At 66.5% G+C, this 12831-nt stretch carries 13 protein-coding genes; 6 read left to right on the forward strand and 7 right to left on the reverse strand.

Annotated elements, in window-relative coordinates:
- Positions 1-56 precede the first annotated feature (56 nt).
- Entirely contained in the window at positions 57-818 is a 762-nt protein-coding gene (locus ACH13J_RS10370; protein ID WP_397543257.1) for an adenosylcobinamide-GDP ribazoletransferase, read from the forward strand.
- 56 nt (positions 819-874) lie between these two features.
- On the opposite strand, the gene ACH13J_RS10375 is transcribed toward ACH13J_RS10370, so the two are convergent.
- The 7 genes from ACH13J_RS10375 to ACH13J_RS10405 form a co-directional block, all read right to left on the reverse strand.
- Positions 875-1384: a CarD family transcriptional regulator gene (locus tag ACH13J_RS10375; RefSeq protein WP_397543258.1), complete on the reverse strand. Its 510-nt coding sequence runs from the start codon at positions 1382-1384 to the stop codon at positions 875-877.
- A gap of 304 nt (positions 1385-1688) precedes the next feature.
- A complete protein-coding gene (gene fdxA, locus ACH13J_RS10380) occupies positions 1689-2027 on the reverse strand; it encodes a ferredoxin FdxA (protein ID WP_397543259.1) in 339 nt (112 codons plus the stop codon).
- A gap of 53 nt (positions 2028-2080) precedes the next feature.
- Positions 2081-2470 carry a S4 domain-containing protein gene (locus ACH13J_RS10385; protein ID WP_397543260.1) on the reverse strand — a complete coding sequence of 130 codons (390 nt, stop codon included), beginning with the start codon at positions 2468-2470 and terminating at the stop codon, positions 2081-2083.
- Entirely contained in the window at positions 2467-2832 is a 366-nt protein-coding gene (locus ACH13J_RS10390; RefSeq protein ID WP_397543261.1) for a hypothetical protein, read from the reverse strand. Before ACH13J_RS10390 ends, ACH13J_RS10385 begins: the two co-directional genes overlap by 4 nt.
- A 108-nt stretch (positions 2833-2940) precedes the next feature.
- On the reverse strand, positions 2941-3231 hold the full coding sequence (locus ACH13J_RS10395) for a hypothetical protein (RefSeq protein ID WP_397543262.1): 291 nt from the start codon (positions 3229-3231) through the stop codon (positions 2941-2943).
- Between the two features lie 30 nt (positions 3232-3261).
- Entirely contained in the window at positions 3262-6114 is a 2853-nt protein-coding gene (locus ACH13J_RS10400) for a helicase-related protein (RefSeq protein ID WP_397543263.1), read from the reverse strand.
- Between the two features lie 18 nt (positions 6115-6132).
- Positions 6133-6615, reverse strand: coding sequence for a tetratricopeptide repeat protein (locus ACH13J_RS10405; protein WP_397543264.1), 483 nt, complete (start codon positions 6613-6615; stop codon positions 6133-6135).
- A 151-nt stretch (positions 6616-6766) separates the two neighbouring features.
- Between ACH13J_RS10405 and ACH13J_RS10410 the strand changes: the two genes are divergently transcribed.
- From ACH13J_RS10410 to ACH13J_RS10430, 5 genes are all read left to right on the forward strand, one after another.
- Positions 6767-7057: an SCP2 sterol-binding domain-containing protein gene (locus ACH13J_RS10410; RefSeq protein ID WP_397543265.1), complete on the forward strand. Its 291-nt coding sequence runs from the start codon at positions 6767-6769 to the stop codon at positions 7055-7057.
- 7 nt (positions 7058-7064) lie between these two features.
- Complete coding sequence (locus ACH13J_RS10415; RefSeq protein ID WP_397543266.1) at positions 7065-8060, forward strand: alpha/beta fold hydrolase; 996 nt, start codon at positions 7065-7067, stop codon at positions 8058-8060.
- Between the two features lie 58 nt (positions 8061-8118).
- Positions 8119-9132, forward strand: coding sequence for a ligase-associated DNA damage response exonuclease (locus tag ACH13J_RS10420; RefSeq protein WP_397543267.1), 1014 nt, complete (start codon positions 8119-8121; stop codon positions 9130-9132).
- Positions 9129-10724, forward strand: a complete 1596-nt coding sequence (locus ACH13J_RS10425) for an ATP-dependent DNA ligase (protein ID WP_397543268.1) — start codon at positions 9129-9131, stop codon at positions 10722-10724. The genes ACH13J_RS10420 and ACH13J_RS10425 overlap by 4 nt, the downstream gene beginning before the upstream one ends.
- 84 nt (positions 10725-10808) lie before the next feature.
- The gene (locus ACH13J_RS10430) at positions 10809-12629 is read left to right on the forward strand and encodes a M3 family oligoendopeptidase (protein ID WP_397543269.1); all 1821 of its coding nucleotides are present in this window, start codon (positions 10809-10811) and stop codon (positions 12627-12629) included.
- The last annotated feature ends 202 nt before the right edge of the window (positions 12630-12831 follow it).

Consider the following 12831-nt stretch of genomic DNA (forward strand, 5'->3'; position numbering starts at 1 on the left):
TTTGACGGGCCCCGCCTACCCCAGTGCGATCACCCGCGCAGCATCAAAATGACGTGATGACGACAGAAAACGACCAATCCCTCGTCAGGCCACAGGACACGCTGCAGGCGCTGATGCTCTTGTCGCGCCTGCCCGTTCCCGCGACCGGTACCGCCCGCGGCGCGCGTGCCGCATGGGCATACCCGGTGGCCGGCCTGGTGATCGGGGCGGTATCCGCCCTTGCCGGGCTGGTGGCGCACGCGCTCGGCCTGCCCGCGGCTCTCGCGGCGCTGGTGGCGCTGGCCGCGCAGATCGTTGCAACGGGGGCGATGCACGAGGACGGTCTGGCGGACACCGCCGATGGCCTTTGGGGCGGCTGGACGCGGCAGCAGCGGCTCGACATCATGCGCGACAGCCGTGTAGGGGCCTATGGTGTCATGGCATTGTTCCTGTCGCTGACCGCAAGGTGGGCGGCGCTGTGGCTGCTGTTCGAGGCAGGGCCCGCGGCCGCCGCGGGGGCGATCATGTCCGCCGCGGCGCTGTCACGGGCGGCGATGCCCGGCTTGATGGCGGCCCTGCCCCATGCGCGACAGGACGGGTTGTCACACGGCGTGGGCGTCGCTCGGCCCGAAACCGCGGCGGTTGCACTGGCAGTCGGTTTTTTTGTCGCGCTGTTCTTCAGCGGAACGGGCGTCTTTCCGGCGCTGGTCTGGGCCGTCGCGGTTACCGCCATCCTTGGCGCCGTCGCGCGGTCCAAGATCGGCGGGCAGACCGGCGATATCCTCGGCGCCGGCCAGCAGCTGGCCGAGATTGCCGTCCTGTTCACGCTCGTGGCCTGAAACGCGTCGGGCCGCGCCAGCGGCGCGGCCCGTGCCAAAATCTCGTTTCAACACTGTCAGGCGGCGCGGGACACCAGAACCTCGTCGACCTGCTTGGCGGCCTGGACCTCATCCCCGCCGCTCACGGCGGCCACTTCCCGGGTCAGACGCTCCAGCGCGGCCTCGTAAAGCTGGCGCTCCGAATAGCTCTGTTCGCGCTGGTCGTCGGCGCGGTGCAGGTCGCGCACCACCTCGGCAATCGCGATCAGGTCGCCGGAATTGATCTTCTGTTCGTATTCCTGCGCGCGCCGGGACCACATGGCACGCTTGACCTTGGCCTTGCCCTTGAGCGTGCTCATGGCCTTGGACACGACATCGGGGCTGGACAGGCTGCGCATCCCCACTTCCACGGCCTTGTTCGTCGGCACGCGGAGGGTCATCTTGTCCTTTTCGAAGGAAATGACGAACAATTCCAATTCCAGCCCGGCAATCTCCTGCTTCTCGATCGACATGATCTGGCCCACGCCGTGCGCGGGATAAACCACGTAATCGTCAGGACGAAATTCGGACTTTTTCGATTTGCTCATTCTGCGTTCCTCATCAGGCAGGCCGTCGATTTTCAGCATATGCAGATCGCCTCAGGGGATGGGAGCATCCAATGAGCCGATACAGCAGGCGCAAAAATACCCACCCCGAGTTTCCAATTCGGGCAGGCGGATATCAGGCGGCGTTCATCATTTGTAACAGGTATATAGCATAAATTTCAGGCTTTCGGAAGGAGCACGGCAGCAAAAAGCCGGAAAGCCCAAACTTATCAGCCGCTTGGAACGGTGCTGCCGCAACCTGCCGGTGCCGCGTGGCGTCTGTGGGCGCGAATCGGCGCGGCGCTCTTCAGCCGCCTTCGCCCGGCGCTTCGGAGAAGTATTTTTCCAGCTTGCCTTCCTCGCCGTCGCGATCGTCGGCGCCGGGCAACTGGTCCTTCTTCGTGACGATGACGGGCCACATCTCGGAGTATTTCCTGTTGAACTCGACCCATTTCTCCATGTCGGGTTCGGTATCGGGCCGGATGGCGTCAGCGGGACATTCCGGTTCGCAAACGCCGCAGTCGATGCACTCGTCGGGGTGGATGACCAGCATGTTCTCACCCTCGTAAAAGCAATCCACCGGGCAAACCTCGACACAGTCGGTGTATTTGCATGCGATGCAGTTGTCGGTCACGACGTAGGTCATCTGGCGCTCTCATCCCTGCCTTTCCAGCAAGGCAACTAATCCAGCCGCCGGGATCATTCAAGCGCATCCCGCCGTTTCCTATCCAGTTTGCGGCGGTCCCGCTTGGTGGGGCGGCCCTTGCCCTCGTATTTCGGGGGCGCCGGGGCGGCAGCGGTGTCTTCGGCAGAGGCGTCCGCCGCGATATCCTCGTAAAGCGCCTGTGCCTCCGGCGCAGGACCGCGCCGCTTTCCAACCGCAAGGATGCGCACCACCCGGATGCGGTGCGCCTGCGGAAAGGTCAGCACGTCGCCGGGCGTGACGGCGTGCGCGGGTTTGGCCACCTTGCGGCTGTTTACCCGGACATGTCCGCCACTGACCAGATCGGCCGACAGCCCGCGCGTCTTGAAAAAACGGGCATGCCAAAGCCACTTGTCGAGGCGGATTTTCCCGAGATTATCATTCATCTTCGCACGGGTGTCCGCCAGTGAAAGACGTTTACGCAGTCCACACCTTCCGAGCACAATCTTTGATGCAGGTTATAATCCTGCGTCACGACCGTGACCCGCTGCTGCCTCAACCGCGGTGACAGACTGAAAATTGCCGTATCGGCAAGCCCGAGCGAGGCATATTCGTTGTAACGAATGACGTCAGCGCTCTGTTGGTAAATCTCGTCTAAAGCGCTGATATATTGAGCAAGTGACGTCGCGGCTCCGGTCGCTGCTTCCTGTTTGCCGCTCCCCAGATGGTTCGAGGCCTCGGTCAAGACATTTGGCACAGATACATGCCTGTCCGCATCCTGCACCAAGCGAGACAGCCTCTCGACCATAGCGGCCGAATACTCTCTTACGAGCCGGTGCTCCCCGACCAAGTCGGGTCGCAAGCCACACAGGATATGGGCGACGAGTGGACCCGCATCCAGCAACAGCGGCACGGGTTAGGCGATCCGCCTCAGCGCACCATCTCTTGCCGAGATATGGAAGCGACGAATTTCCCTGATCGGGTCTTTGCTGCTTTCACCAAAAGGTAGACCGCTTGATGCAGTTTCCTTGTATCGCCCCTGATCGAAACCGATCGAGACGATCCATTCGTCATCCTTTGGTTCAAGCCCTTCCAGAAGGACGTGGCTGAAGCGGGCGTCGCCACGCGCAACAAATTTGTCGAAATAGTCGAACGCGTGTTTCACGGCTGCATCCGCGTCCAGTTCCATATTTGCAGCTTCACCCATGTCTCCCTCCATCGCGGTTAATGTCAGGGCTCACTGTTTGTCCTTCAACCCCATGAGCGCCGCGGCGAAGGGGTTGTCGGGGTCGATCCTGTCCTTCTTCTTGTCAGGCTTGGCAGCGTAGGTCTTGGCGCCCTTCTTTTCGGCCTTGTCGGCAGGTTTGCCGCGGGGTTTCTTCCCGTGGGGCTTGCCCTGCTTGCGGGGCTGTCCGGGCTTGCCGGCGCGGGGACGGCCGGACCACGTAAAGACATAGTAGACCTCGGTTTCGGGCTCCACCACGTCTGCCGGGGCGTCGCCCGGCATGACCTCTTCCTCGGGACTCGGGGAGATGGCCGGCTCGGCCCCCGCGGTTTCGGCCGGGTCCGCGGCCACGGGCGCCTCGCCCTCGTCGGGGATCTCCTCGGCCTCGTCGCGTGCCACCTCTGGCGTTGCGCCCTCCGCCATGGTCTCGGCGGCAGCGGCCTCGTCGGCCGGGGCGTCAGCCACCGCGCGGTCTACGGGCTTGGCCTTCTCGCGCTCGCCGCGCTCGGCCTTGTATCCAAGCCCCTGCATGAGATCGGCGAACTGCTCCAGCGTCATGCCGGTGATCGACAGCATGTCGGCCGTCGCCTCGAAGCCGGCGCGGCTGTCCTCGGCGCGCAGCATGTCGGCCAGCCGCTCGAGCATGTCGATGCGGATCGCCCGTTCACCCGCGGCACGATAGCCGGCCATGGCGAAATACCCCTCGGGGTGGTCGCCCGCATTGCCGGCGGGAACGGTCACCAGCCCCGGCGGCGGGGCCTCCGGGAATTCGTCCAGCCCCTTGGACAGCGACCACAGCACCAGCCGCAGCCGCGTCGGCGCGGGTTTCAGAAGCAGCGGCATGAAAACCGTGAACTGGCCGAAACGCACGCCGTGCTTGCGCAACTGGCCCCGCGCCTCCTGGTCGAGGGCGCGCACCTCCTCGGCCACCGCGCCGCGCGGGATCACGCCGAAATTCTCGACCATACGAAACCCGAAACCGCGCGCGAGCCCGGTCATGGTTTCGTCGCGCTGGATGTTCATAAGCGGCTCGAACAGCGTGGCGATGCGGCGGTCCACGTAATGTTGCAGGCGGCGCTGGACCTTGTTCGCCACGTCCTCGCCCGCGGCCTCGTCCACGAAGGCGACGACCTGCGGCCTGAGCGGATCATTGCCGGCGGCGAGCTTGCCCACCGCCTGATCGCCCCACATGAGCCCCCCCTGCTCGGTGATATCGATCTCGGTGTCGGGCGCGTTGTAGAAGCGATCCGCGCGGAGGTGGAAATGCGGGGCGAGCGCCTGCAGGCTGGCCTGCTGCAGGGTCTTCGCCTCCTGCCCGGGGTTCGCCTTGTCCCGGCGGAACCGGAATCCTTCGAGACGGCCCACGAATTCCCCCTCGACCGTCACCTCGCCGCTGTCATTCACTTCGGCCACGATGGCCTCCTTCTGCTTGAGCCGCCTTAGCAGCACCGAGGTGCGCCGATCCACGAATCTTTGCGTCAGCGCGCCGTGAAGCGCATCCGACAACCGGTCTTCTACCGCGCGCGTCGCTTCTCGCCAATGGCTTTCGTTGTCAACCCAGCCCTTGCGCTGCGCCACGTAGGTCCACGTGCGGATATAGGCCAGCCGCTTGGACAGCGCGTCGATGCCGCCATCCGTCCGGTCGATCCGCCGAACCTGCCGGGCGAACCAGTCGTCGCGTATGCGGCCACGCTCGTGCAGGTCGCGAAAGATCGATTCAAGCAGGCCGGTATGCTCGACATGGCTGATACCGCGAAAATCAGGCACACGGCACACGTCCCACAGCAGCCGGACCGAGGGCGCATCGCTGGCCCGGGCACGGATGTCGGAAATCTCCGAAAGCGTCTTGAGAGCGCCGAGGTCGTCGGCCTCGCGCGACTTGGCCAGCCGCGTGTCGTCGGGGCGCTCCTCCAGCGCGGCAATGAGCGCATCGACGTGGCCAAAGTTCAGCTTCGGGTTGCGCCATTCCAGCTTGCGGATCGGGGCAAAGCGGTGGTCGGTGATGGCCTGCGCCACCTCCGGGTCCAGATCCGGCGCCTCGCCGGTCACCCCGAAGGTGCCGTGACGCATGCCCCGCCCGGCGCGGCCGGCGATCTGGGCCAGTTCGTTCGGGGCGAGCGCGCGCATCCGGCGCCCGTCGAACTTGGACAGCGCGGAAAAGGCGACATGGTCGATATCGAGGTTGAGCCCCATGCCGATGGCGTCCGTGGCCACGAGGTAATCGACATCCCCGTTCTGGTAGAGTTCGACCTGCGCATTGCGGCTGCGCGGGCTGAGTGCGCCCATCACAACCGCCGCACCCCCCTTTTGCCGCCGCAGGAGCTCGGCGATGGCATAGACGTTTTCCACCGAAAAGCCGACGATGGCGCTGCGAGGCGGCATCTTGGGGATCTTGCGCGGGCCGGTATAGCTGAGTTGCGACATCCGCTCGCGATGCACGAATTCCACTCCCGGCACCAGGGCCGCGATCGTCCCGCGCATGGTCTGCGCGCCAAGGAACTGCGTCTCGCGCTGGCCGCGCATCCGCAACAGCCTGTCGGTAAATACGTGCCCGCGTTCGGGATCGGCGCAAAGCTGTATCTCGTCCACCGCGACGAAATCCGCGCCCATGCCCTCGGGCATCGCTTCGACCGTGCAGACCCAGTATTGCGCCCGGTCGGGCACGATGCGTTCCTCGCCCGTGACCAGCGCCACGACGGACGGGCCCCGCGCCGCCACGATCCGGTCATAGACCTCGCGCGCCAGAAGCCGCAGGGGGAGGCCCATCACGCCCGTGCGATAGCCCAGCATCCGCTCGATCGCGTAATGGGTCTTGCCCGTGTTGGTCGGCCCCAGGACCGCGAGGATCCTTGACTGCTCGGTCATAGACCTGCTCCGTTCGCCTCAGAGGTCCGTGCCGCCCACCCGGCTGTCGAGACGGCTGACTGCCTCGTTCACGTCGGCATGATGCGGATGTATTTCAAGCGCCCGGCGAAACGCGTCGAGCGCCATGCCGGGCTTGTTCACCTCCGACAGGATCGCCCCGAGCGAGGCAAGCGCGCCGAAATGGCGGGGTCGTATCGTCAGTGCCCGCCCCAGATCGGCCACGGCCGGCCCGAGCAAACCGGCCCTGGCGAACGCGGTGGCGCGACGGTTCCAGCCCTCGGCAAATTCCGGCGCATGATCGGTCAGCGCGGTGAAGTGCTCGATCGCCACCCGGGTTTCTCCCGCCTCCAGCGCATCCGTGCCGCGCTTGAGAAGAAGGTCCATCGCCGGAGACCCGGAGCTGGACCATTCCATCTCGATCTCCTTGGCGATCCGCCGGGCCTCGCCGGGCTCGGCCTCCAGCAGCTCTGCATGCAGCCGATCGAGGCGCTGTTCGTCCACCGCGCGCGCCGGGGACGAATTGACGCCTACCACCATAAGCGACGCGACGATACAATTGAGAAACCGGTTCGAGATGCCCATAACACCGATGAATTTAGCGCACCGCGCGGGGAATCATACCCCTTGTGCAAGCATCGAAAGGGAAAACGGGATGAGCGACGTGATCAAGGGGGCAGTCGAGGCGCTGTCGGCCAAGATTCAGGGCGGCTTCGAGGACGGCACGGCCAAGTTCGTGATCGAAGGAGAGGGCGCCATCGTGATCGACGGCGACGGCGTGCGCGCCGGCGACGACGAGGCCGACGTGACCCTGACGGCCGAGGCCGGAACGTTCGAGCAGATGCTGGAGGGCGATCTCGACCCCACGGCGGCGTTCATGTCGGGCAAGCTGAGCGTGGATGGCGACATGGGCCTGGCGATGAAACTCGGCAACCTCATCGGCTGACACCGCGATGCTGAGTCCCGCGCCGCTGTTCAACGACATGGCGGAAGGCCCCCCGGGGGGACAGGCGTGGTGGGTGACAGCGCCCGACGGCATGCGCCTGCGCATCGGGCTGTGGCAGCCCGGTCAGGCGGCGGGTACCGTTTTGCTCTTTCCCGGGCGGACGGAATACGTGGAAAAATACGGCCGTACGGCACAGGACCTCGCGCGGCACGGGCTCGCGACACTGGTGATCGACTGGCGCGGCCAAGGGCTGGCCGACCGCCTTGCAGAGGACCCAATGGCAGGCCACGTGCTGCGGTTCCGGGATTACCAGCATGACGTGGCGGCCATGATCGCCGCGGCGCGGGAACTGCACGCCCCGGGGCCGTGGTACCTGCTGGCGCATTCCATGGGCGGCTGCATCGGATTGCGCGCCGCGATGGAGGGCCTGCCCGTCACCTCCTGCGTGTTCTCCGGGCCGATGTGGGGCATCCGCATGGCCGACGCGCTGCGCCCGGTCGCTTGGTCACTTTCCTGGAGCGGCAAGCAACTGGGCATCGGCCACCTTTACGCGCCGGGCACCGCGCCGGGGCACTACGTTCTGGAGGAACCTTTCGAGACGAACAAGCTGACTACCGACCGCGACATGTACGACTACATGATCGGCCATCTGAGGGCGCATCCCGAGCTGGGCCTAGGCGGGCCCAGCCTGCGCTGGCTGCACGAGGCGCTCGCCGATGCGCGCGCACTGGCCCGCCGGCCGGCGCCGGAGCTGCGATGCCTGACCCTTGTCGGATCGCAAGAGGACATCGTGGATGCCGACCGGATCAAGGCGCGGATGCAGCAATGGCCCGGCGGGCACCTGCAGGTGGTCCCCGGTGGCCGCCACGAGGTGCTGATGGAGAACGCGGCAACGCGGGCACATCTGTTCGAGACGATCAGCGCCTTTTACCGGCAGTCCCACGCGGCGTGCGCCCAGGACCACGGTGATCGCGGAGCGCCCGGCACGACCGTGCGGGTCTGACCGTTGCCGGCACGCGGCGGGGGCTGGCCCGCGCGGCGGGCCACGCTATCCTTGCCACATGGTACTGCAGTTCCGACCAGAGGGGATATATTGCCCCGCCGGCGATTTCTTCATCGACGCGTGGCGCGCGGTGGACAGGGTATTGATCACCCATGGCCACGCCGACCACGCCCGTCCCGGGCATGGCGCCTATCTCGCAACCGACCTCGCCGCGCCCGTCATGCGCCACCGCCTCGGCGATATTCCGCTCGATACGATCCGCTATGGCGAAACACGCCGCATGGGCGCGGCAACGGTATCTTTCCATCCGGCGGGCCACGTGCCCGGATCGGCCCAGATCCGGGTGGAAGTGGGGGGCGAGGTCTGGGTGGTTTCGGGTGACTACAAGACGGTGCCCGACCGCCTGTCGACCCCCTTCGAGCCGGTTCGCTGCCATGGCTTCGTCACGGAATGCACCTTCGGCCTGCCGGTCTTTACCTGGCCCGATGAGGCACAGGCCGCGGCCGACATCAACGCGTGGTGGGCGGCCAACGCGGCAGAAGGGCGGTTCAGCCTGCTGGGGGCCTATGCCCTTGGCAAGGCGCAGCGGGTTCTGTCGCTGCTGGACGCGGCGACAGGCCCCATCCTCACCCACGGCGCCGTGGAAAACACGAACGAGGTTCTGCGCGCACAGGGGCTGACACTGCCCGCGACGGCCCGGATCACGCCGGATCTCAGGGCGGCGGACCACCCCGGCGCGCTGGTTCTCGCGCCGCCCTCGGCACTGGGCTCGACATGGGCGCGGCGCTTCCGCCCGGCCGCAACCGGTTTTGCCAGCGGATGGATGCGCCTGCGCGGGGTGCGGCGGCGGCGGGCGGTCGATCGCGGGTTCGTCATCTCCGACCATGCCGACTGGGATGGCTTGAACGCCGCCATACGGGACACCGGCGCCGAGACCATCCATGTCACGCATGGCTACACCGACATCTTCGCGCGCTGGCTGTCCGAACAGGGGTATGACGCGCACGTCGTCCCCACGGAGTTCATTGGCGAATCGCTGGATACACCCGGTGAAACGGAGGCCGGGGCATGAAACGCTTTGCCACGCTGTTCGCTGCCATCGACCAGACCACGCGCACGACGAACAAGGTGACGGCGCTGGCCGGCTACCTTGCCGACGCACCAGAAGCCGACCGCCTCTGGACGGTGGCCCTGTTCTCGGGCCGGCGGCCACGGCGGGCGATCACGACCACGCGTTTGCGCGAATGGGCCGCGGAACGCGCGGGCATCCCGCTGTGGCTGTTCGAGGAAAGCTACCCGATCGTCGGCGACCTCGCCGAGACCATCGCGCTGGTCCTGCCCGAGCCGCGCGAAAGCCATGACGACGGCCTCGCCACCTGGATCGGGCGACTGCGTGCTCTCGATCATGCCGACGAGCGGGCGCGCAAGGCGGCCATACTCGACGCGTGGAACCGAATGGAGCCGCTGGAAAGGCTTGTCTTCAACAAGTTGCTGACCGGGGGGTTCCGCGTCGGAATCAGCCGCAAGCTGATGACCCGTGCGCTGGCGCGGGCAACGGGGCGGGACGAGGCGGAGCTCGCCCACCGCCTGATGGGCGACTGGACACCGGACACGACCACGTGGCAGGCGCTTATCGAGTCGAACGATCCCACCGCCGACCTCTCGCGCCCCTACCCCTTCTGCCTCGCGCACGGGCTGGACGACACGGCGCCCGAGACGCTCGGCCCGGCCGAGGACTGGCGGGCGGAATGGAAATGGGACGGCATCCGGGGCCAGTTGATCCTGCGCGGGGGGGAGCATTTCGTCTGGTCGCGCGGCGAGGAGCTGATGACGGACCGCTTCCCCGAGCTGGCCGCGGCGCGCGATTTCCTGCCCCCCGGCACGGTGCTGGACGGCGAGATCGTGGCATGGGACGGCACGCAGCCCCTGCCCTTCAACGCGCTGCAGAAACGCATCGGTCGCAAGACCGTACCGAGGAAGCTCCTGCGCGAGGCGCCGGTGATCCTGCTGGCCTACGACTTGCTGGAAGAGCAGGGCCGGGACCTGCGCGACAAGCCTTTCGCCGCCCGCCGTGCCCGGCTCGATGCGCTGGTGGCGGACTTGCCCGGAACAGCGCCGCTGCGCGCCTCCCCGCTGCTGTCCTTCGACGGGTGGCATGCGCTGCGCGAGGCTCGCGTCCATGCACGGACGCACCGTGCCGAGGGCCTCATGCTCAAACACACCCAAAGCCTCTACCACGCGGGTCGTCGCAAGGGCGATTGGTGGAAATGGAAGCTCGACCCGCTCACGCTGGACGCGGTCATGATCTACGCCCAGCAGGGGCATGGGCGGCGCGCCAACCTGTTCACCGACTTCACCTTCGCGGTCTGGGACGGTGACACGCTCGTCCCCTTCACCAAGGCCTATTCCGGCCTCACCGACGCCGAGTTCCGCCAGATCACGCAGTGGGTGCGCCGAAACACCGAGCAGCGGTTCGGCCCCGTGCGGCAGGTGCGCCCCGAGCACGTGTTCGAGATCGCCTTCGAGGGCATATTCGAAAGCCCCCGGCACAAATCGGGTGTCGCGCTGCGCTTTCCCCGGATGAAGCGATGGCGCCACGACAAGCGTACGGCCGAGGCCAACACGCTGACCGATCTCAGGCAGATGCTTGCACGGTACGGTTGACCAGGGCCGCGGCATCCATTCGCCGCTTGAGCCCGCGCCCCCGCCCGCCTATGTCTTGCGGGCACGCCAAAGGAGGTTTCCCGCATGATCCATCTGCCACGCCCCGCCCTCGACGCAGACAGCACAGGTGGCACCGCGTCCCTGGGCGAATTGCCGGAATGGGATCTGAGCGATCTCTACACCTCCGAGGACGCGCCGGAGTTGCAGCGCGACCTCGACTGGCTGGAGGCGGAATGCGCGGCTTTCGCGGCGGATTACGAGGGCCGGCTGGCGGAGCTGGATGCCGACGGTCTGCTGGAGTGCATCCGCCGCGACGAGGAGATCAGCGCCGTCGCCGGCCGGATCATGTCCTTTGCCGGGCTGCGCTACCAGCAGAACACGATGGATGGTGCACGCGCCAAGTTCCTCTCCGACTGCCAGGAAAAGATCACGCGCTTCACCACGCCGCTGGTGTTTTTCAACCTCGAACTCAACCGGCTGGACGATGACGCGCTCGACCAGATGTATGCCGCCAATGAGGCGCTCGCGCGCTATGCCCCTGTCCTGCGCCGCATCCGCGCGATGAAACCCTACCAGCTCTCCGACGAGCTGGAAAAGTTCCTGCATGACATGGGCGTTGTCGGTGACGCGTGGGAACGGCTCTTCGACGAGACGATCGCCGGGCTCACCTTTACCGTTGACGGCGAGGAGCTGGGCATGGAGTCCACGCTCAACCTGCTGACGGAACACGACCGCCCCAAGCGCGAGGCCGCGGCGCGCGAACTGGCGCGCGTCTTCGGCGACAACATCCGCACCTTCGCCCGTGTCCACAACACCTGCGCCAAGGAGAAGGAGGTCATCGACCGCTGGCGGCAGATGCCCACCGCGCAGACCGCCCGCCACCTCGCCAACGACGTGGAGCCCGAGGTGGTCGAGGCGCTGCGCGACGCGGTCGTCGCGGCCTACCCCAAGCTCAGCCACCGCTACTACGAGCTCAAGCGCAAGTGGCTGGGGCTCGACCGGATGCAGGTCTGGGACCGCAACGCCCCCCTGCCGATGGAGGAAAAGCGGGTGATCGACTGGCCGACCGCGCGCGCCACCGTGATGGAGGCCTACCGCGGCTTCGACCCGCGCCTGGGCGAGCTGGCCGAGCCGTTCTTCGACCACGGCTGGATCGATGCGGGCGTTAAACAGGGCAAGTCGCCGGGCGCCTTCGCCCACCCAACGGTGACGGACGTGCACCCTTACGTCCTGCTCAACTACCTCGGCAAGCCGCGGGACGTGATGACGCTCGCGCACGAGTTGGGCCACGGCGTGCACCAGAGGCTGGCCGCCGAGCAGGGCGAACTGCTCAGCCAGACACCGCTGACCCTTGCCGAGACCGCCAGCGTCTTCGGCGAGATGCTGACCTTCCGCAGGATGCTGGACGCCGCCAAGTCCCGTGACGAACGCAAGGTGCTGCTGGCCGGCAAGGTCGAGGACATGATCAACACGGTTGTCCGCCAGATCGCCTTCTACGACTTCGAATGCAAGCTCCACGCCGCCCGGCGCGAGGGCGAGCTCACCCCGGAGGACATCGGCGCGCTCTGGATGAGCGTTCAGGGCGAGAGCCTCGGGCCGGCTTTCGATTTCATGGAGGGCTATGAAAGCTTCTGGGCCTACATTCCGCATTTCGTGCACGCGCCGTTCTATGTCTATGCCTACGCCTTCGGCGACGGGCTGGTGAACGCGCTCTACGCCGTCTACGAGGAAAACCCCGAGGGCTTCGAGGACAAGTATTTCGAAATGCTCCGCGCCGGCGGGTCAAAGCACCACAAGGAGTTGCTCGCCCCCTTCGGCCTCGACGCCTCGGACCCGGCCTTCTGGGACAAGGGGCTGGACATGATCTCGCGCCTCATCGACGAGCTGGAGGAAATGGAAGGCTGAACGGCCGTCACCGGATCGCGCACCTTGCGGCGCACGGGATCCCTCGTCGTCGTCCTGGCGTCCTCCTCCTCGAATTGGGGGACGCGGCACCGCGGCGGCCCCGCGTGACCGCGCGCGCGGCGTGACGGCCCGATGCCTCCGGCGGGGATATTTGCGGCCAGAAGAAACACGGGAGGACGCGCCGGCCCCCTCCCGTGCTCCG

The sequence above is a fragment of the Roseovarius salis genome, from assembly GCF_044472985.1.
In the GTDB taxonomy this organism is placed as follows: Bacteria; Pseudomonadota; Alphaproteobacteria; order Rhodobacterales; family Rhodobacteraceae; genus Roseovarius; species Roseovarius salis.